This window comes from Herbiconiux solani NBRC 106740 (assembly GCF_001571005.1).
Taxonomy (GTDB): Bacteria; Actinomycetota; Actinomycetes; order Actinomycetales; family Microbacteriaceae; genus Herbiconiux; species Herbiconiux solani.
The window spans coordinates 196905-214203 of sequence record NZ_BCST01000003.1 but is presented as its reverse complement, the minus strand read 5'-3'; the positions used below and the strand labels follow the sequence as shown (position 1 = coordinate 214203).

At 71.9% G+C, this 17299-nt stretch carries 16 protein-coding genes; 9 read left to right on the top strand and 7 right to left on the bottom strand.

Features of this window, described 5'->3' with window-relative positions; translation table 11 throughout:
* Positions 1-66: 66 nt before the first annotated feature.
* From HSO01S_RS06605 to HSO01S_RS06585, 5 genes are all read right to left on the bottom strand, one after another.
* Positions 67-2049, bottom strand: a complete 1983-nt coding sequence (locus HSO01S_RS06605) for a YhgE/Pip domain-containing protein (protein WP_066039780.1) — start codon at positions 2047-2049, stop codon at positions 67-69.
* Positions 2046-2780: a radical SAM protein gene (locus HSO01S_RS06600; protein WP_066039779.1), complete on the bottom strand. Its 735-nt coding sequence runs from the start codon at positions 2778-2780 to the stop codon at positions 2046-2048. The genes HSO01S_RS06605 and HSO01S_RS06600 overlap by 4 nt, the downstream gene beginning before the upstream one ends.
* Positions 2777-3484, bottom strand: coding sequence for a TetR/AcrR family transcriptional regulator (locus tag HSO01S_RS06595; RefSeq protein WP_245635916.1), 708 nt, complete (start codon positions 3482-3484; stop codon positions 2777-2779). The genes HSO01S_RS06600 and HSO01S_RS06595 overlap by 4 nt, the downstream gene beginning before the upstream one ends.
* Positions 3485-3539: 55 nt before the next feature.
* Complete coding sequence (locus tag HSO01S_RS06590) at positions 3540-5126, bottom strand: aldehyde dehydrogenase (NADP(+)) (RefSeq protein ID WP_084361402.1); 1587 nt, start codon at positions 5124-5126, stop codon at positions 3540-3542.
* A gap of 146 nt (positions 5127-5272) precedes the next feature.
* Complete coding sequence (locus tag HSO01S_RS06585; RefSeq protein ID WP_218003780.1) at positions 5273-6025, bottom strand: FadR/GntR family transcriptional regulator; 753 nt, start codon at positions 6023-6025, stop codon at positions 5273-5275.
* A 73-nt stretch (positions 6026-6098) separates the two neighbouring features.
* Between HSO01S_RS06585 and HSO01S_RS06580 the strand changes: the two genes are divergently transcribed.
* The 4 genes from HSO01S_RS06580 to HSO01S_RS06565 are packed head-to-tail and all read left to right on the top strand — an operon-like array spanning position 6099 to position 10048.
* Complete coding sequence (locus HSO01S_RS06580) at positions 6099-7163, top strand: zinc-dependent alcohol dehydrogenase (protein ID WP_066039778.1); 1065 nt, start codon at positions 6099-6101, stop codon at positions 7161-7163.
* Positions 7160-7792, top strand: a complete 633-nt coding sequence (locus HSO01S_RS06575; protein WP_066039777.1) for a cyclase family protein — start codon at positions 7160-7162, stop codon at positions 7790-7792. Before HSO01S_RS06580 ends, HSO01S_RS06575 begins: the two co-directional genes overlap by 4 nt.
* Before the next feature lie 46 nt (positions 7793-7838).
* The gene (locus tag HSO01S_RS06570; protein WP_066039776.1) at positions 7839-9098 is read left to right on the top strand and encodes a fumarylacetoacetate hydrolase family protein; all 1260 of its coding nucleotides are present in this window, start codon (positions 7839-7841) and stop codon (positions 9096-9098) included.
* On the top strand, positions 9095-10048 hold the full coding sequence (locus tag HSO01S_RS06565) for a C-terminal binding protein (protein WP_066039775.1): 954 nt from the start codon (positions 9095-9097) through the stop codon (positions 10046-10048). Before HSO01S_RS06570 ends, HSO01S_RS06565 begins: the two co-directional genes overlap by 4 nt.
* 25 nt (positions 10049-10073) lie before the next feature.
* On the opposite strand, the gene HSO01S_RS06560 is transcribed toward HSO01S_RS06565, so the two are convergent.
* Positions 10074-10763 carry a GntR family transcriptional regulator gene (locus tag HSO01S_RS06560; protein ID WP_066039774.1) on the bottom strand — a complete coding sequence of 230 codons (690 nt, stop codon included), beginning with the start codon at positions 10761-10763 and terminating at the stop codon, positions 10074-10076.
* 119 nt (positions 10764-10882) lie between these two features.
* Between HSO01S_RS06560 and HSO01S_RS06555 the strand changes: the two genes are divergently transcribed.
* The 4 genes from HSO01S_RS06555 (at position 10883) to HSO01S_RS06540 (ending at position 15135) form a co-directional block, all read left to right on the top strand.
* On the top strand, positions 10883-11983 hold the full coding sequence (locus HSO01S_RS06555; protein WP_066039773.1) for a mandelate racemase/muconate lactonizing enzyme family protein: 1101 nt from the start codon (positions 10883-10885) through the stop codon (positions 11981-11983).
* Positions 11984-12035: 52 nt separating this feature from the next.
* On the top strand, positions 12036-13397 hold the full coding sequence (locus tag HSO01S_RS06550; RefSeq protein WP_066039772.1) for an MFS transporter: 1362 nt from the start codon (positions 12036-12038) through the stop codon (positions 13395-13397).
* Positions 13398-13460: 63 nt separating this feature from the next.
* Positions 13461-14339, top strand: a complete 879-nt coding sequence (locus HSO01S_RS06545; RefSeq protein WP_066039771.1) for a fumarylacetoacetate hydrolase family protein — start codon at positions 13461-13463, stop codon at positions 14337-14339.
* Positions 14332-15135 carry an SDR family NAD(P)-dependent oxidoreductase gene (locus tag HSO01S_RS06540; RefSeq protein ID WP_066039770.1) on the top strand — a complete coding sequence of 268 codons (804 nt, stop codon included), beginning with the start codon at positions 14332-14334 and terminating at the stop codon, positions 15133-15135. Before HSO01S_RS06545 ends, HSO01S_RS06540 begins: the two co-directional genes overlap by 8 nt.
* 105 nt (positions 15136-15240) lie before the next feature.
* Here the strand turns inward: HSO01S_RS06540 and HSO01S_RS06535 are convergent, their stop codons facing one another.
* The gene (locus HSO01S_RS06535; protein ID WP_066039769.1) at positions 15241-16914 is read right to left on the bottom strand and encodes an FAD-dependent oxidoreductase; all 1674 of its coding nucleotides are present in this window, start codon (positions 16912-16914) and stop codon (positions 15241-15243) included.
* A gap of 17 nt (positions 16915-16931) precedes the next feature.
* Here HSO01S_RS06535 and HSO01S_RS06530 point away from each other — a divergent pair, with 17 nt between their 5' ends.
* Positions 16932-17282: a UBP-type zinc finger domain-containing protein gene (locus tag HSO01S_RS06530; RefSeq protein WP_066039768.1), complete on the top strand. Its 351-nt coding sequence runs from the start codon at positions 16932-16934 to the stop codon at positions 17280-17282.
* Positions 17283-17299: the final 17 nt, after the last annotated feature.

The following is a 17299-nucleotide window of genomic DNA, read 5'->3' as shown; positions in this document are numbered from 1 at the left end:
AACCCGCGCGTCGGGGGCGGCCGGGAGGGGCCGGGAGCCCAAGGGGAGGGGACGGGCCGAGCGGGGCTAGCCGATGAGGGAGGGGCGGAGGTCGCGGAGGGTGCGGTGGCTCGTGAGGCGCCGGGCGCCGAGGTACGACACGAGCAGCGCGCCGACCAGCCAGAAGAACAGCGCCCCGGCATCGGCACCCGCGATCGTGAGGTCGCCGCCGTACATCAGCTGCCTGATGCCGTCGACCGCGTGACTCATCGGCAGCACGTTGTGCAGCACCTGCAGCGGCCCGGGCAGCGTCTGCCACGGGAACGTCCCTCCGGCCGTCACGAGCTGCAGCACCATGAGCACCAGCCCGAGGAACTGCCCCACGCTGCCGAGCAGGATGTTCAGCGCCAGGATGATCGTCGCGAACGTCGCCGACACCAGGATCATGAACCCGAGCATCCCCCACCCGTGCTCCACCTGGTACCCGAGCGCGAGCGTCACGATGCCGAACACGGTCACCATCTGCAGCGCCCCGAGGAGGGCGGGGGTCGCCCAGCCCGCCGTGGTCGCGACGAACGGCCGCTTGAGGGCGGTGACCGCGCGCCGCGAGAGCGGCTTGACGATCAGGAACAGCGCGTAGATGCCGATCCAGGCCGCGAGGCTGATGAAGAACGGGGCGATCCCGGCCCCGTAGTTGCCCGCGGAGGTGACGGCGCTGGTGTCGAGCGCGACCGGATCCGAGATGGTCTGGGCGGCGGCCTCGCGCTGATCGGCGTTCTGGTCGGGGATCTGGTCGAGGCCGGATGCGAGCCCGCTCTTCAGGGTGCCCACCCCGGTGGTCAGCGTGCCGAGCCCGGTGACCAGCTGGTTCGAGCCGTCGGTCAGCTGCTGCGCCCCGGTCGCGAGCTGCGCCGAGCCGTCGGCGAGCTGCGAGGTTCCGTCGGCGAGCTGTGAGGCTCCGGATGCGGCCGACGCGATCCCGTTCGCCAGTGCGGGCGCGTTGTCGGCCAGCGTCTGGGTGCCGGCGGCGAGCTCGGCACTCCCGGCCGAGAGCTCCCCGATCTGCCCGACATCGGTCTGCACGGTCTTGTTGCCGCTGTTGATGGCCGCGTTGATCTGACCGGCATAGCCGAGGAGCTGGGCCTTCTGGTCGGCGGTGAGCGCGGCGTTGTCGTTGATCGCGTTGACGATGTCCACGTGCAGGCCGTTCGCGGTCGCGGTCGCCTGGTTCACGGTCGTCGCGATCCCGTTCGCCTTGTTCGACAGGTCGGCGTTGCCCGCCGCGACCTGCTGAGCGCCGGTGTTCAACCGGGCCGCCTGCGCCGGCAGATCCGCCGACCCCGCCTGCAGCTGCTGCAGCCCCGTGTTCAACTGCTGCGCCCCGTCGTTCGCCGAGCTCGCACCCGTGGCCAGCGACTGCGCACCGGTGGTGAGGGTCTGCGCGCCCGAGGCGAGCGATTGCGCACCGGTCAGCGCCGAGGCCGAGCCGTCGGCCAGCTGCCCGGCGCCGGAGACGGCGTCCGTGAGGTTCGTGCGCACCTCGGCGAAGCCGTCCAAGAGCTTGAGTGCCGCCTCCTTGCCGACCTGCTCGGTGATGCTCACGCGCACCTTCTCAGCCACCTGCCCGGCGATCGTCGTGGCCAGGAAGCTGTTCGTGTCGTTGGTCGTGAGGCTCACCACCGCCTGCTGCGGGCTGTTGCCGCTGGCCGAGGTCAGCGCATCCGAGAAGCCCGCACCGAGGGTGAGGATGAAGTCGAACCGGCCGTCACGGACGCCCGCCGAGGCGTCGGCCGCATCCGTCACCTGCCAGCCCACCGAGGCGTCTTGGAGCAGCTGCTTCTCGACCTGGTCGCCGTAGTCGACGGTCTCGCCGTCGAGCGTCGACCCGGTGTCCTCGACGACGAGCGCGACCGGCACGTCCTTGAGGTTGCCGTAAGGGTCGTTGTTGGCCCAGAGGTAGAGGCCCGCATAGAGGATGGGCACGAGCATGAGCGCGGCCAGCGCGAGCTTGGCCATGCTCGTCGCCGTGAGGCGCTTGAGCTCGGTGGTGACGAGGGTGAAGATCTTCACGCGAGGCGCTCCGATTCGGTTTCGTAGGAGAAGTCGTCTGGGGTGGCGGCGGTGGCGCCGGGGGTGGAGTCAGAGGCGGCGTCGGGTGCGGCGCCGGGTGAGGTTTCGGCGGGCGCGTCGAAGGCCACGGGGTTCGCCGGGAGCAGGGGGCGCACGATCTCGGCCGAGGCGTAGCCGCAGACCACGAGCACCGCGAAGTCGCGCTCGGCGAGCTCGCGGGCGACGGCGAGCCAGTCGCGCGGGTCGCCGCCGTGGCGGTCGGGGCTCGTGATCACGATGCCGCGGACTCCGGCGCGGAACGCCGCGATCTCGGTCAGGATGCGCACACGGATGCCCGCGGGCACGTCGGCGATGCGCACCCCGGCGTAGTCGGCCCCGCCGTTCTCGGCGATGGCCCGGGCGACGGAGTCGCGCGAGGCGGAGCGGCCCGCGAACATGAGCTCCTCGCGCACGACGTCTTTGAGGAGCAGGTCGCCGGTGGGCTCGCTGACGTCGGGGGCGTCGACCAGCGCCACGCGCTCGCGCACCAGGGCGGAGTCGTCGGCGCCGTCGATGGTGAGCTGCCCGCTGTCGGTGCGCATCCGGCCGCTCATCATGAGGGCGAGCACGGTGGGGTGGTCGCCCACCTCGGCCTCGGCGATCGTGACGCGACCGGTCTCGTAGGCGAGCGTGGTCTCGGGCAGTGGGATGCCCGCGTGCCCTTTGCTCACGCGGTCGGCGACGATCTTCATGAGCGGCTCTTTTCGGGGGAGGCGGAGGAAACGGGGGAATCAGGGGAGTGGGAGGAAGTCGAAGAGGCGGACCCAGCGGCGCCGGCACCCGGCAGCTCGCGGATGACCGCGTCCGCCTCCCGCCAGGAGAGCCCGGCGACCGAGAGCCCCATCGCCATGACCAGCCGCCGCCCCTCAGCCTCGCTGAGGTCGGCGCGCACGGCCTCGTCGAGCACGGCGATCGCCGCATCCTCGATCAGGCGCGCGAGCGACTCGACCGGCAGGTCGGACCGGAACCACCCGGCCTCGACCCCGCCGCGGGCGGCGACGCGCACCGAGGCGCGCACGGGCACGAGCGCCTCGGCGATGGTCTGCTCGAGCGGCCCGTGGATGGCGAGTTGGGCGAGCACGCGCACCTGCTGCACCTCGGTCCAGAGGGCGGCGCCGATCAGGGCGAGGTGGGTGCGGGGGTCGTCGTCGTGCACGTCGGCCAGGGCGGCCGAGATGCGGGCGCCGCCGCGCACCATCAGCTCGGCGAGCAGCTCGTCGCGTGAGGCGAAGTGGCCGTAGATCGAGCGCCGAGACAGGCCCGCCTCGGTCGCGACGGCGTCGAGCGAGGCCTCGGGTTCGCGCCGGAAGACGACCGCGGCGGCCACGAGGATGGCTTCGCGGTTCTCGACGGCGTCCTTCCGGGTCGCGCGTGCGGTGGGCAGGGTGGCGGTCATGACCACCATCGTACGCTAACCTGCACACCCGTGTGCAAGTTAGCCGGGAAAAGTCTCAGGCGGTCGAGGGCGCAGCGACAGACGCATCCGCAGACGTGGTCGCGGCCACAGTCGAAGTCGCCGGCACGAGCGCACCGTCGACCCGGCGGGGGATCGCGGTGTACCCCTCCTGCAGTTCCTCCGGCACGACCGCCGCGGGGGCGTTCTGCCAGGTGAGCGGCCGAAGGAACCGCCGTACCGCCGTGACCCCGACCGAGGTGTGCAGGCTGTTCGTCGCCGGCCACGGGCCGCCGTGGGTCTGCGCCCACGAGACCAGCACGCCCGTCGGGAAGCCGTCGAAGACGATCCGCCCGCTGTTCGCCTCGAAGTAGCGGATCACCGGCTCGAACCCGTCGAGCTCGTCGTCGGTGCAATGGATCGTGCCGGTCAGCGAGGGTGGCAGCCGCGTCAGCGCGGCCTCGAGCTCGGCCGGGGAGGAGTAGCGAACCACCACGGTCGAGGGCCCGAAGCACTCCTCGAGCACGGTGTCGGTGAGGTCGGCCGCCTGCAGCTCGAACAGCTGCGGCGCGACGCGGATGCGGTCGACGGCGCGCCCGGCTCCGGCGGCCATCCGGGTGCCCGGAGCCCCCGCGATGCGGGCCGAGATGTTGAAGAACGAGGCCCGGATGCGGCTGTTCAGGAGAGTGAACTCGTCGCTCGCGTTGGCGAGTCGCACCACCTGGTCGCGCAGCGCGTCGCCGGCGGCATCCCGGGGCAGGAAGACCACGCCGGGCTTGGTACAGAGCTGGCCGGCCGAGACCGTGAACGAGGTGAACAGGCCCTCGGCGATCTCGGTGGTGCGGGCCGCCGCGGCGCCGGGCGAGACGACGAGGGGGTTGAGGCCCGAGAGCTCGCCGTAGAACGGGATGGGCTGTGGCCGGCGCTCGATGATCTCGAGCAGTGCCCGCCCACCGGAGAGCGAGCCGGTGAAGCCGACGGCCTTGATGTGCGGGTCGGCGACGAGGGCGGCTCCGGCGGCCTGGCCGAAGACGATGCCGAGCACGCCGTCCGGGGCTCCGGCGGTCGCCGCCGCGCCGGTCAGGATGTCGAAGCAGAGCTTCGAGGTCGCGGGGTGGGACGAGTGCGCCTTCAGCACCACGGGGCAGCCGGCCGCGAGAGCTGAGACGGTGTCGCCGCCCGGCACCGAGAAGGCGAGCGGGAAGTTGCTGGAACCGAACACGGCCACCGGACCGATCGGCACGAGCATGCGTCGGAGGTCGGGCCCCGGGCCCATCGGCGTCGGACCCGCGTGGTCGATCGCGGCCTCGAGGTAGCCGCCCTCCTCGATCGCGTCGGCGAAGAGGCGCGCCTGGTAGACGCTGCGGGTGAGCTCGCCGTTCAGCCTGGTCTCGCCGATCGCGGTCTCGCGGTCGGCGACCGCGACGATCTCGTCGCGCCGCGACTCGAGCCCGTCCGCGACCGCGCGGAGGAGGGCGGCACGGAACGCGCGACTGGTGCGCCCGAACGAGTCGGCTGCGGCGGAGGCGCGGGCGGCGATGCGGGCCACGTCGGTGTCGGAGGTGGCGGGCGCGACCTCCTCGACGACGGTGTCGGTGCGCGGGTCGATGCTGACGACGTCGGACGACGGGGCGGGGCGGGCCATGGGTCTCCTTCGGAAGGACTGCGCTCCGGCCGTCTCGCGACGGCGTCGGGGCGAGGTGATCAGCATATTATCTGATAATCAGACGATAGCGCCCGGAGCCTCCGAATTGTTCAGGCGGTGCGGCCGGATCGGGCGGTGCGGCTGGATCAGGCGGTGCGGCCGCGCTCTGCCGGCGGCACGAGTTCCCACTGCTGCGACTCGACCCGCTCGAGATGCGCCCGGGCGGCGGCGCGGGCCTGGTCGGCATCCCCCGCCTCGATCGCGTCGACGATCGCCTCGTGCTCGCGGAAGGTCGACTCCCGCCGCGAGAGGTACCGCTTCGCGTCGGTGTACGAATTGCGCAGGCACTCGTTGACCGGGTCGATGAACAGCGAGAAGTAGGGGTTGCCGCTCGCGCGGGAGATCAGCTCGTGGAACCGCAGGTCCTCCTCGAGGAAGGCCTCGTAGTCGTCGTCGGCGTCGCGGGCCCGGTCGAGGGTCGCGCGGAGTTCGGCGAGATCCTCGTCGCTCCGGTTCGTGGCGGCGAGGGCGGCGATCTCGACCTCGACGACCAGCCGGGTCTGCATCAGCTGGCCGAAGGTGGCCTGGTTCATCTGCAGCACGAGCGAGAACTGATTCGCGATCGACGTGCCGTCGGGCTTCGACACCGTCATTCCGCGGCCCGGGCGGATGTCGACGAGCCCGCGCCCGTCGAGGATGCGGCCCGCCTCGCGCACCACGGCCCGGCTGACCTGGTACTGCTCGGCGAGCTCGGCCTCGGTGGGCAGCTTGTCGCCCGGCTGCATCCCGCGGCTGAGGACGTCGCGCTGGATGTGTTCGGCGACGACGGAGGAGAGTCGCTGCCGGGGGAGTTCGGGGGTCGGTGCCGCCATGGAGAGCCCTTCGATCGGTGCGCTCATCAGATTATCTGATGATGTGCTACCGTCTCGGCTATTGTCTGATAATCAGACCTTGAAAGGGCGGGATGTCATCGTGGACACCTCATCGACGTTCAGCGCGGTCGAACTGCGCGGCGACGGCCGGGTCGCCGTGGTCGAGCGCCCCGTCGTGCCGCCGGGCGCCGGTCAGCTCAGGATCGCGATCAGCCGGGTCGGGCTCTGCGCCACCGACAAGGAGATCCGCGACGGCGTGATGGTCTACTTCGCCAACGGGATGGCCCAGTACCCGATCGTGCCGGGTCACGAGTGGGTCGGAACCGTCGTCGAGGTGGGGCCGGACGTCGAGGGCGCCGTGGGGGTCGAGGGATTCGCCGTGGGCGACCGCGTGGTCGGCGAGTGCAGCATCGGCTGCGGAGTCTGCGCGGTCTGCGCCTCGGGCCGTTACCACCTCTGCCCCGACCGCCACGAGACCGGCCTGATCACGCAGGACGGCGGGCTGGCCGAGGAGGTGCTCTTCACCGCCCGCGCCGCGCATCGCGTGCCGGCCGGGGTCGACGACGTCTCGGCCGCCTTGATCGAGCCGACAGCGATCGCGCTCAACGCCGTGAAGACGGCAGGGATCCGGCCCGACGACCGGGTGCTGGTGATCGGCGCCGGCCCGATCGGGCTGCTCGCGCTGCAGCTGGCCCGGGATGCGGGGGCCGCCTCGGTCGAGGTCGCCGACCTGAGCGCGCGCCGGCTCGCGATGGCCTCGGAGCTCGGGGCGGATGACATCCACCTCGGCGGCCCGGGCTACGACCCGCTGCCCGAGCGGTGGACCCGGATCATCGAGGCGACCGGCCAGGCCTCCGGGCTCGCCGCCGCGCTCGGGGCCGCCGTGCCGGGCGCCGTGATCGTGGCGGTCTCGCTCTACGGGCGGCCGCAGATCCCGTTCGACGCGGATGCGCTGGTCACGAAGGACCTCGTGCTGAAGGGCGCGCTCGGTTCGCCCGGCATCTGGGACGAGGTGATCGCGCTGGTCGCCTCGGGCCGGGTGCGCCCGGCGCCGCTGGTCACCCGCACAGTGCCGTTCGGGGATGTGGCGGAGGCCTTCGACCTGATCGGCGGGGCGGACGACGTGAAGATCGTCGTCGAGATCGCCGCGGGAGGAGCCTCGTGAGGCCGGGGGAGATCGTCGACCTGTCGCATCCGCTGCCCAACGGCGCCCCGGGCTACCCGGGCGACCCGGGGCTCGCGGTGCTGACCGCGCACGAGCACGGCGAGTCGGGGTACCACGTCAGCGACATCCATATCGGATCCCACGTCGGCACCCACATCGACGTTCCCCTGCACGTGTTCGACGGGGGAGCGGACGTGCTCGGCACCGACCTGCACCGCCTCGTCGGGCCGGCCCGGCTGATCGATCTGGGCATGCTGCCGCCGTTCGCCGAGATCGGTCCGGACGACGTGGGAGAGGTACGGGCAGGCGAGCGGATCGTGCTCAAGACCGGCTGGGCGCGCACCTTCGGCACCGGGGAGTACCACGACGCCTTCCCGCAGCTCTCGGTCGCGGTGGCCGAGCGGCTCGCCGAGGCGGGCATCCTGTTGCTCGGCATCGAACAGCCCTCGGTGCACCACACCGACGGGCTCGCGGTGCATCGGGCGCTCCTCGGGGCGGGCGTCGTGATCGTCGAGGGGATGGACCTGTCCGGCCTGGATGCGGCCGACTTCTTCCTCACCTGCCTCCCGCTGCCGGTCGAGGGCCTGGACGGCTGCCCGGTGCGCGCGATCGCGACCGCTCTGCCCTGACAAGCGACCTCGACCAGAACCCAGACCCCCCACGGAAAGGCACACCATGACGCTGACCCTCGACCCCGGGGCCGTGCTCCCCGACGACGACGCCTCGGCCCTGCTGCTCGGCCGCGTGTTCGACCCCGCGGTCGGCGGCCCCACCGTGGTCGCGGTCGTGGGCGATCGGCTCGTCGATCTCGGTGCCGTGGCCCCGACCGTGTCCCAGCTGCTCGAACGGGATGACCCCGCTGCGCTCGTGCGCGCCGTGATCGACCAAGAAGCGGCCCGCGACGAAGTGTCCGGCGACGAAGCGACCCCGACCCCGACCGCCACTCCTACCACCCCCGCCCCCTCCTCCTGGGCGCTCGCCGACGTGCTCGACGCCACCGCCGCCGGCCGCGGCGACGCCGTGCGGCTCCTCGCCCCGATCGACCTTCAGGCCATCAAGGCCGCCGGCGTGACCTTCGTCTCGTCGATGCTCGAGCGGGTCGTCGAGGAACGTGCCGCCGGCGACGCCTCGCTCGCCGTCCGGATGCGCGAGAAGCTCGCCGACGCGGTGGGCGGTGCGATCGGCTCGGTCGTGCCCGGCTCGGAGGAGGCGGCGCGCGTCAAGGCCGCGCTGCTGGACGAGGGGATGTGGTCGCAGTACCTCGAGGTCGGCATCGGGCCGGATCCCGAGATCTTCACCAAAGCGCCCGTGCTCTCGGCGGTCGGCTCGGGATCGCCCGTCGGCGTGCTCGAGCGGTCGACCTGGAACAATCCCGAACCCGAGCTCGTGCTCGTCACCGACTCGCGCGGCCGCCCACGCGGAGCCACGCTCGGCAACGACGTGAACCTCCGCGACTTCGAGGGGCGCAGCGCCCTGCTGCTCGGCAAGGCGAAGGACAACAACGCGTCCTGCGCGCTCGGCCCGTTCATCCGTCTCTTCGACGAGGGCTACTCGATCGAGGATGCGCGCGGCACCGAGATCGACCTGGTCGTCTCGGACGACGCCGGCTACCGGATGGAGGGCCGCAACAGCGTGGCCCGGATCAGCCGCCCGTTCGAGGAGCTGATCGGCGCGGCGATCGGCCGCCACCACCAGTACCCCGACGGTCTCGCCCTGTTCACCGGCACGCTCTTCTCACCGACGCAGGACAGGGACGAGCCGGGTCTCGGCTTCACCCATCACCCGGGTGACGTCGTCACCATCTCGTCGCCCCGGCTCGGCTCGCTCGTCAATACGGTCGGCTTCTCGGAGCGTGCGCCGGAGTGGACCTTCGGCATCGCCGCCCTGATGACCAACCTGGCCGCGCGCGGACTCCTGGCAGGGGCGGCACGATGACCGCCAAGGTCGTCGTCGTCGACCAGGCCTTCGGGGGCGTGGCCCACGAGCGCGCGATGGCGAAGGAGCACGGCGCCGAGTTCGCCGAGCACGACTGCCGCACCGAGGCCGAGACGGTCGAGGCCGCCCGCGGCGCCGACGTGCTGTTCGTGAACTTCGCCCCCGTCACGGCGGCCGTGCTCGACGTGCTCGCGCCGGGAGCGATCGTCGTGCGCTACGGCGTCGGCTACGACAACGTCGACGTGCCGGCGGCCCGTGAGCGCGGGATCGCGGTGGCGAACGTGCCGGACTACGGGGTGGAGACGGTCGCCGATCACACGGTGACGCTGCTGCTGACCCTGCTGCGGCGGGTCGGCACCTACACGGCCGGCATCCGCGCGGAGGGCTGGGTGACACCCGGCTCGGTGGGGCCGATCGCAAGCTTCGCCGACACCACCGTGGGACTCGTCGGCACCGGCCGGATCGGCCGTCAGGTCGCCGAACGGCTGAAGCCCTTCGGGTTCCGGGTGATCGCGTACGACCCGTTCGTCACCGCGGAGTCGCTCGACGGCCACATCCGGATGGCGGACCTCGACACCGTGCTCGCCGAGGCCGACGCCCTCACCCTGCACTGCCCGCTCACGCCCGAGAACCATCACCTGATCGGCTCGGAGACCCTGGCGTGGATGAAGCCGGGCGCGTTCCTGGTCAACACCTCGCGTGGCGGGCTGGTCGACGCCGAAGCCGTCGCCGAAGCCCTCGGCAGCGGCCGCCTGCGCGGCGTGGCCTTCGACGTGTTCGAACCCGAGCCGCTCGCCGCGGACTCGCCGCTCCGGGCCCACCCGAACGCGCTCTTCACGCCGCACGCGGCCTTCTACTCGACACGATCGCTCGACAACCTGCAGCGGCTCGCGGCCGAGGAGGCGGGCCGGGCGCTCCGGCACGAGGCGTTGCGCTGCCCGGTGACCTGAACCCGGTGACCCGGCTCCCGCCGACCTAGCTCCCGGCGTGCGGCGACAGCCGCGAGCGTGCGTTCGCGATGTGCGCGGTCATGGCCGACTCCGCCGCGGCCCGGTCGCGGGCCGTGAGTGCCTCGACGATCGCGCGGTGCTCCGAGACGGTCTCCTGACCAGAGGAGTTGTCGTAGCTGAGCCGGAATGCGTGCAGGTGGAAATGCATCCGATCCACCGCATCCGCCACCGCCTGGTTGCCCGCGGCGACCAGGATCAACCGGTGCAGGCGTGCGTCGTGGGCGCTGAACTCCTTGTACGAGTCGTAGTCGGCGCCCGAGGGTGCTGACCCGCTCGCCTCGAACTCGGCCACGATGCCGTCGAGCTCGGCGGGAGCGGCATCCTCGGCCGCCTGCCCGGCCGCGTGCGGTTCGAGCAGCAGGCGCAGTTCGAAGAGGTCGAGCAGTTCCTTGCGGCTGAGCAGGCCCCGGGCGCGGTAACCCTTGAGGTGTTCGCGCTCGACCAGGCCGTCGGCCTCGAGCCGGGCGAGCGCCTCGCGCACCGGCGTCGCCGAGACGGCGAAGTGATGGGCCAGGGCCTCGATGTTGAGCCTCACGCCGGGGGCGACCTCGTTGCGCAGGATCATCCGGGTGACCTGGTCGTAGACGTCGTCGGCGACCATCTGCCCGCGTGATCCTCCGAGACGGGGGCGCTCGAACGGCGACGCGATGGTCATGACCTGACTCTACCGGGGGCGCCCCGTAACGGGACGGGACGCCCGTCGATTCATCGCGACGAGACCCTTGCCGACTCGATCAAATACTATATGATCGGTCGAAACGCGAAGGATCAACGATGCCCCCCACTGCGACCACCATCACCACTGCGACCGCCTCCCTCGTCGACCTCGAGGTCGAGACGGTACGCACCGACGCCATCCAGTCGTTCCTCAAGCAGGAGACGATCTTCGTCGAGCTGGGCACGGCCGACGGTCTCGCGGGCCGCGGCTACTCGTACACGATCGGCACCGGCGGCCGGGCGGTGCTCTCGATGCTCCGGGAGACGCTGCTCCCGGCCGTGATCGGGCTCGACTCGCGGGCCGTCGAGCGGGTCTGGCGCGCCGCCTTCGACTCCTCGCGGGCCACCACGGTCGGGCCGATCACCTCGCTCGCCCTCGCCGCGCTCGACACGGCCCTCTGGGATCTGCGCTGCCTCCGCGACGCCCAGCCGCTCTGGCTCGCGGCCGGCGGATTCCGCGACACCGTCCCGCTCTACGACACCGAAGGCGGCTGGCTGCACCTCGGCACCGACGAGCTGGTCGAGAACGCCCTCCGCGCGAAGGCGCAGGGCTGGTCGGGCGTGAAGCTCAAGGTCGGCCGGCCGAGCGCGCGCGAGGATGCCGAGCGCGTCGGGGCGGTGCGGGATGCGGTCGGCCCCGGGATGGCTGTGATGGTCGACGCGAACCAGTCGCTGACGCTCGCGAGCGCCCGCGCCCGGACGGCGCTGCTCGAGCCCTTCGACCTCACCTGGTACGAGGAGCCGATGCCGGCCGAGGACGTCACGGCCCACGCCGAGCTGGTGCGCTCGACGAGCGTGCCGATCGCCGTCGGCGAGTCGATCTACTCGGTCGGCCAGTTCAAGGAGTACCTGCAGCGGGGCGCGGCCGGCATCGTGCAGACCGACGTCGCCCGCATCGGCGGCATCACGCCCTGGCTCAAGGTGGCGCACCTCGCCGAGGCCTACAACGTGACCGTGTGCCCGCACTTCCTGATGGAGCTGCACGTGAGCCTCACCGCCGCGATCCCCAACGGCGGGTTCGTCGAGCACATCCCGCAGCTCGGCGCCATCACGACCAGCTCGCTGCGCATCGTCGACGGGCACGCCGTCGTCCCGGACGAACCGGGTCTCGGCATCGCCTGGGACCTGGATGCGATCGAGGACCGCCGGGTCGCCTGACCACCCCCTGCACGACCCGTCTACCGCCCGTTCCGAATCCGAGGAGACAATGATGTCCGACACGACCATGACGAAACCCACCCACGACTCCCGCTCGACCCGGCGAGTGGCCGCTGCCGCCCTCGTCGGATCGGCGCTGGAATGGTACGACTTCTACCTCTACGGCACGGCCGCGGCGCTGGTGTTCAACAAGATCATCTTCACGTCGGTCGACCCGACCGTGGCCACGCTCGCCGCGTTCGCGACACTGGCGGTGGGGTACTTCATCCGGCCGCTCGGCGGGCTGATCTTCGGCCGTCTCGGCGACATCGTGGGGCGCAAGAACGTACTCGTGATCACGCTGCTGGTGATGGGGTTCTCGACCGTGGCGATGGCCTTCGTGCCCACCTACGCGCAGGTCGGGGTGTGGGCGCCGATCATCCTCGTGCTGCTCCGGGCCGTGCAGGGCATCGGCGCGGGCGCCGAGTTCGGCGGCGCCGCGATCCTCTCGGTCGAGCACGCCACCCCGCGCTCCCGCGGTCTGCAGGGAGCCTGGCCCGCGGTCGGCGTCTACCTCGGGCTGCTGCTGGCCTCCGGCGCGTTCGCACTCGTGACCCAGCTGCCGGAGGACGCGTTCCTCAGCTGGGGCTGGCGCATCCCGTTCATGGCCAGCATCGTCGTGATCGCCGTCGCCCTGTTCATCCGTCTCCGGCTGGCCGAGAGCCCCGCCTTCCTCGAGGCGCAGGAGAAGGCGCAACAGAAGAAGGTCAAGGTCACCCCCGTGGCCGACGTCTTCCGCTTCGAGAAGAAGGCGGCGCTCGTGCTGATCGGCACGCAGACCCCGCAGAACGTGCTCGCCTACGTGAACCTCACCTTCCTCACGGCCTACCTCGTCGGCACGCTGAAGCTCGCCAACTCGATCGGGCCGATCGCGATCACCGTGGCGACCTTCGTGACGATGATCACGCTGCCGCTCGCCGGGCACCTCTCAGACCGCGTCGGCCGGAAGCCGGTCGTGCTCTTCGGCATCGTCTTCTCTGCGATCTTCGTCTTCCCGTACTTCGCGATCATCGACGGCACGAAGTCGCCGCTCTGGATCACGCTCGCCGTCACGATCAGCCTCGCCGTGGGCGTCGGCGCGATGTTCGGGCCGCAGGGCGCGTACTTCTCCGAGCTGTTCACCGCGCGCTCGCGGTTCACGGGCCTCGCCTTCAGCCGCGAGGTCGCCGGTGCGATCTCCGGCGGCCTGACCCCGCTGATCGCCGTGGCCCTGGTGGCCGCAGCCTCCGGAGCATCCTGGCTGGTCGCGCTGTTCGTGATCGCCGCCTGCCTGATCGGCTTCGTGGCGACCGTGCTCGGGCCGGAGACCCGCGGGCGCAGCCTAGAGGCGCTCACCGTGCCGGAGCTCAAGGCGTCGACCGGGAAGTTCGAGTAGAGCGGATGCGTGCCAGCAGCTCGATCGTCTGCCTCCTCCTGTCCTCCTCGTGAAAGGAACTCCATGAAACTCGCCCGGCTCGGCCCCGTGGGCCAGGAACGGCCCGTTCTCGTCACCGACGACGCCCACTACGACCTCTCGGGGCTCACGCCCGACCTCGACGGAGACTTCTTCGCCTCCGGCGGCGTCGAGCGCGTGCGGGCGGCCTTAGAGTCCGGGGTGCTGCCCCGGCTCGCCGACGCCTACGCGGGCGGCGACCCAGCCGCCGTGGCCGCGGCGAACCGCGTGGGCTCGCCGATCGCGCGGCCCGGTTCGGTGATCTGCATCGGGATGAACTACGCCGCCCACGCCGCCGAGTCCGGTTCCGAGCCACCCACCTCCCCGATCCTGTTCCTCAAGACGCCGAACACGGTGGGCGGGCCCGACGACGACGTCGCCATCCCGCGGCTCAGCCGGAAGACCGACTGGGAGGTCGAGCTCGGCGTCGTGATCGGCGAGCGCGCGCTCTATCTCGACTCCCCGGCCGACAGCCTGCGGCACGTCGCCGGGTTCGTCGTGGGCAACGACCTCTCGGAGCGCGAGTTCCAGCTCGAGCTCTCGGGTGGCCAGTGGTCGAAGGGCAAGTGCGCGCCGGGCTTCACTCCGACCGGGCCCTGGCTGGTCACCCCCGACGAGGTCGACTACACGAACCTGCGGCTGCGCAGCTGGGTCAACGGCGAGCCGCGGCAGGACTCGACGACCGCCGACCTGATCTTCGGGGTCGATTACCTGGTCTGGTACCTGAGCCAGTTCCTCGCGCTCGAGCCGGGCGACCTGATCATGACGGGCACGCCGGAGGGCGTGGCGCTGTCGGGACGGTTCCCCTATCTCCGGGCGGGAGACGTCTGCGAGATCGAGATCGAAGGGCTCGGCCGGCAGCGACAGGTGTTCGTCGATGCCTGAGCCGCTGCGCACGCCGCTGCCGCGGGTGGTGCCTCGGGTGCTGCCCGGCCACGAGTTCGACGGGCTGGTCGCGATCGTGACGGGTGGAGCATCCGGGATCGGAGCCGCCGTCGCCGACCGCCTGCACGCGGCGGGAGCCCGGGTCGCCGTGCTCGACCGTGACCCCTCGCACGCCTCTCCGGAGCACTTCGCGGTGACCGCCGACGTCTCGGACGACGCCTCGGTGCGCTCGGCGGTGGCCGCCGTGGCCGCGCGCTTCGGCCGGATCGACGTGGTCGTCAACAACGCCGGCGTCGGCGCGCAGGGCACAGTGGCCGACAACCCGGACGACGAATGGGCCCGCGTGCTCGACATCAACGTGATCGGGATGGCGCGGGTCAGCCGCGCGGCCCTGCCGTTCCTGCGCGAGTCGCCGGCCGCATCCATCGTCAACACCGCGTCGATCGCGGCCACCGCCGGCCTGCCCCAGCGCGCGCTCTACAGTGCGTCGAAGGGGGCCGTGCTCGCGCTGACACGGGCGATGGCGGCCGATCATCTGCGCGAGGGGATCCGCGTCAACTGCGTGAACCCGGGTACCGCCGACACGCCTTGGGTGGGGCGGTTGCTGTCCAGCGCCGCGGATCCGGCGGCCGAACGCGCCGCTCTCGAGGCGCGGCAGCCGCACGGTCGGCTCGTCTCGGCGGACGAGGTGGCGGAGGCGGTCGCGTACCTCGCCGGGCCGCTCGCGGGCTCGACGACCGGGGCGTCGATCGCGGTCGACGGCGGGATGCAGAACCTGCGGTTGCGGGCGGAGTAGAGGCGGGCGGCGGCGGCGCGGCCCTGCATAGCTGCGCGTGCCTGCTAGCCCGCCGATCTGGCGTCGTGACCGGCGGCCCGTGCGCGGCGGGCGTGGCGCCCGCCCTCAGGCGCGGGTGCCGATGGCGACGTGCACCGAGCGCACCGCGCTCGCGCCCTCGCCGACCGCGGCCGCCACGCGCTTCATCGACCCGCGGCGCACGTCGCCCGCGGCGAACACGGCCGGAACGCTCGTCTCGAACGGCAGCGGGTCGCGTCCGAGCAGCCGGTAGGCCTCGGGCAGCGCATCCCCCGCGCCGAGCGCGGTGTCGCTGAGGAGGAAGCCGTCGTGGTCGGTGACCACCGAGCCGTCGAGCCAGGCGGTCGCGGGGTCGGCGCCGATGAAGCAGAACAGTCCGCGGCAGGCCTGATCGGCCGACTCGCCGGTCGCGTGGTCGGTCAGCGTGACCTGACTGAGCGACTCGTCGCCGTGCAGCGCGGTCACCTCGGTCGCGGTGCGGATGGTCACGTTGCGGTGCGCCTTCAGCCGGTCGACGAGGTAGGCCGACATGGTCGCCTCGAGCCCGTCGCGACGCACCGCGATCGTGACCTGGGCGCCCTTCGAGGCCAGGTAGAGCGCGGCCTGCCCAGAGGAGTTGGCGCCGCCGATGACCACCACGGGGCTCGTCGCGCAGGAGCGCGCCTCGAGCTCGGTGGCCGCGTAGTAGATGCCCGCGCCTTCGAAACGGCTCCACTCCGGCAGCGGGAGTGAGCGGTACCGGGCTCCGCTGGCGATGATCACGGCCCGCGCGTGCACGACCGTGCCGTCGTCGAGGGTGATGTCGAGGTGTCCGCCATCCGGATGCAGCGAGGCGGCGGTGCACGGGCTGTAGAGCCGCGCCCCGAACTTCTCGGCCTGCACCATCGCGCGCGAGGTCAGCTCGCTGCCGCTGAGGCCGGAGGGGAAGCCGAGGTAGTTCTCGATCCGTGAGCTCGCGGCGGCCTGGCCGCCGGTGCCCACGGCCTCGAGCAGCACCGTGTCGAGCCCCTCGGAGGCGCCGTACATCGCGGCGGCGAGCCCCGCGGGGCCGGCGCCGATCACGGCGAGATCGACGGTCTCGCCCCCGCTCCGTGGTGCGGTCAGCCCGACGTGCTCGGCGAGGCGGCCCGGGGTCGCCCGCTTGAGCACGGCATCGGGCAGGATGACGGCCGGCAGGTCGCCCACCTCGATCTCGGCCACGCGGAGGAGCGACCTGCCCTCGACGCTGTCCGAGTCGATCCAGGTGTGGGCGAGCTGCTGGCGGGCGGCGAAGGTGCGGAGGGCGAGCGACGGCGCCGAGAACTCGGTGCCGATGATCTCGATCGCCCGGGCTCCCGCGTTGTTCTGGAGCTTCCGCCGCCGAGCCACGAACGCCCGGAGCATGAGGTCGGAGAGGTCGGGCTCGTCGGCCATGATCCGCCGGAAGACCGCGGGCGGGATGAGGGTCACCCGGCCGGCCTCGGCCACCCGGGCCGAGAGGTAGATGCGCTGCCCGGTCAGCAGGTTGAGCTCGCCGACGAATTCGCCCGGCACGTAGCGCCAGAGCACCTCCTCGGGGGCGTCGATGGTCGCGACCTGCACCAGGTCGACGCTGCCTTCGTGCACCAGCACCAGATCGGGGGCGGCATCACCGGATGCGAACACCAGGTCGCCCTCGGCCACCGCGGTCTCCTGCCCGTAGGCGCCGAGTCGCTGCCGCTGCTCCGCCGTCAGCAGCGGGTGGGCGGCGGCCGCGAGATCCTGAGACACCGAGTCGTCCATGGCCTACGATCCTAGGTGTGACGAGCGACAGCGGCATCAATCAAGACGTGAAACCGAGCGGTCCCGGATGCGTGGACTGCGACCCCGTGACGGGCTGGTGGTTGCACCTGCGCCGCTGTGCCGAGTGCGGCCACGTGGGCTGCTGCGACTCCTCGCCCTCGCAGCACGCGACCAAGCACGCCGAGTCGAGCGGGCATCCGATCATCCAGAGCTACGAGCCAGGTGAGGACTGGTTCTGGAACTACCGCACCCAGGAGTTCGCCGACGGCCCCGAGCTCGCCCCGCCGCACTCGCACCCCCTCGACCAGCCGGTCCCCGGCCCCGCCGGCCACGTGCCCCAGAACTGGCAGTCCCTCCTCCACGAGTAGCCGAGCCCCCCGCCGCC

Coding starts and splice junctions, on each gene's coding strand:
- HSO01S_RS06600 (WP_066039779.1), bottom strand. CDS start 2,780: ATGAAGATCGTCGCCGACCGCGTGAGCAAAGGGCACGCGGGCATCCCA.
- HSO01S_RS06595 (WP_245635916.1), bottom strand. CDS start 3,484: ATGACCGCCACCCTGCCCACCGCACGCGCGACCCGGAAGGACGCCGTC.
- HSO01S_RS06590 (WP_084361402.1), bottom strand. CDS start 5,126: ATGGCCCGCCCCGCCCCGTCGTCCGACGTCGTCAGCATCGACCCGCGC.
- HSO01S_RS06585 (WP_218003780.1), bottom strand. CDS start 6,025: ATGAGCGCACCGATCGAAGGGCTCTCCATGGCGGCACCGACCCCCGAA.
- HSO01S_RS06570 (WP_066039776.1), top strand. CDS start 7,839: ATGACGCTGACCCTCGACCCCGGGGCCGTGCTCCCCGACGACGACGCC.
- HSO01S_RS06565 (WP_066039775.1), top strand. CDS start 9,095: ATGACCGCCAAGGTCGTCGTCGTCGACCAGGCCTTCGGGGGCGTGGCC.
- HSO01S_RS06560 (WP_066039774.1), bottom strand. CDS start 10,763: ATGACCATCGCGTCGCCGTTCGAGCGCCCCCGTCTCGGAGGATCACGC.
- HSO01S_RS06555 (WP_066039773.1), top strand. CDS start 10,883: ATGCCCCCCACTGCGACCACCATCACCACTGCGACCGCCTCCCTCGTC.
- HSO01S_RS06550 (WP_066039772.1), top strand. CDS start 12,036: ATGTCCGACACGACCATGACGAAACCCACCCACGACTCCCGCTCGACC.
- HSO01S_RS06545 (WP_066039771.1), top strand. CDS start 13,461: ATGAAACTCGCCCGGCTCGGCCCCGTGGGCCAGGAACGGCCCGTTCTC.
- HSO01S_RS06540 (WP_066039770.1), top strand. CDS start 14,332: ATGCCTGAGCCGCTGCGCACGCCGCTGCCGCGGGTGGTGCCTCGGGTG.
- HSO01S_RS06535 (WP_066039769.1), bottom strand. CDS start 16,914: ATGGACGACTCGGTGTCTCAGGATCTCGCGGCCGCCGCCCACCCGCTG.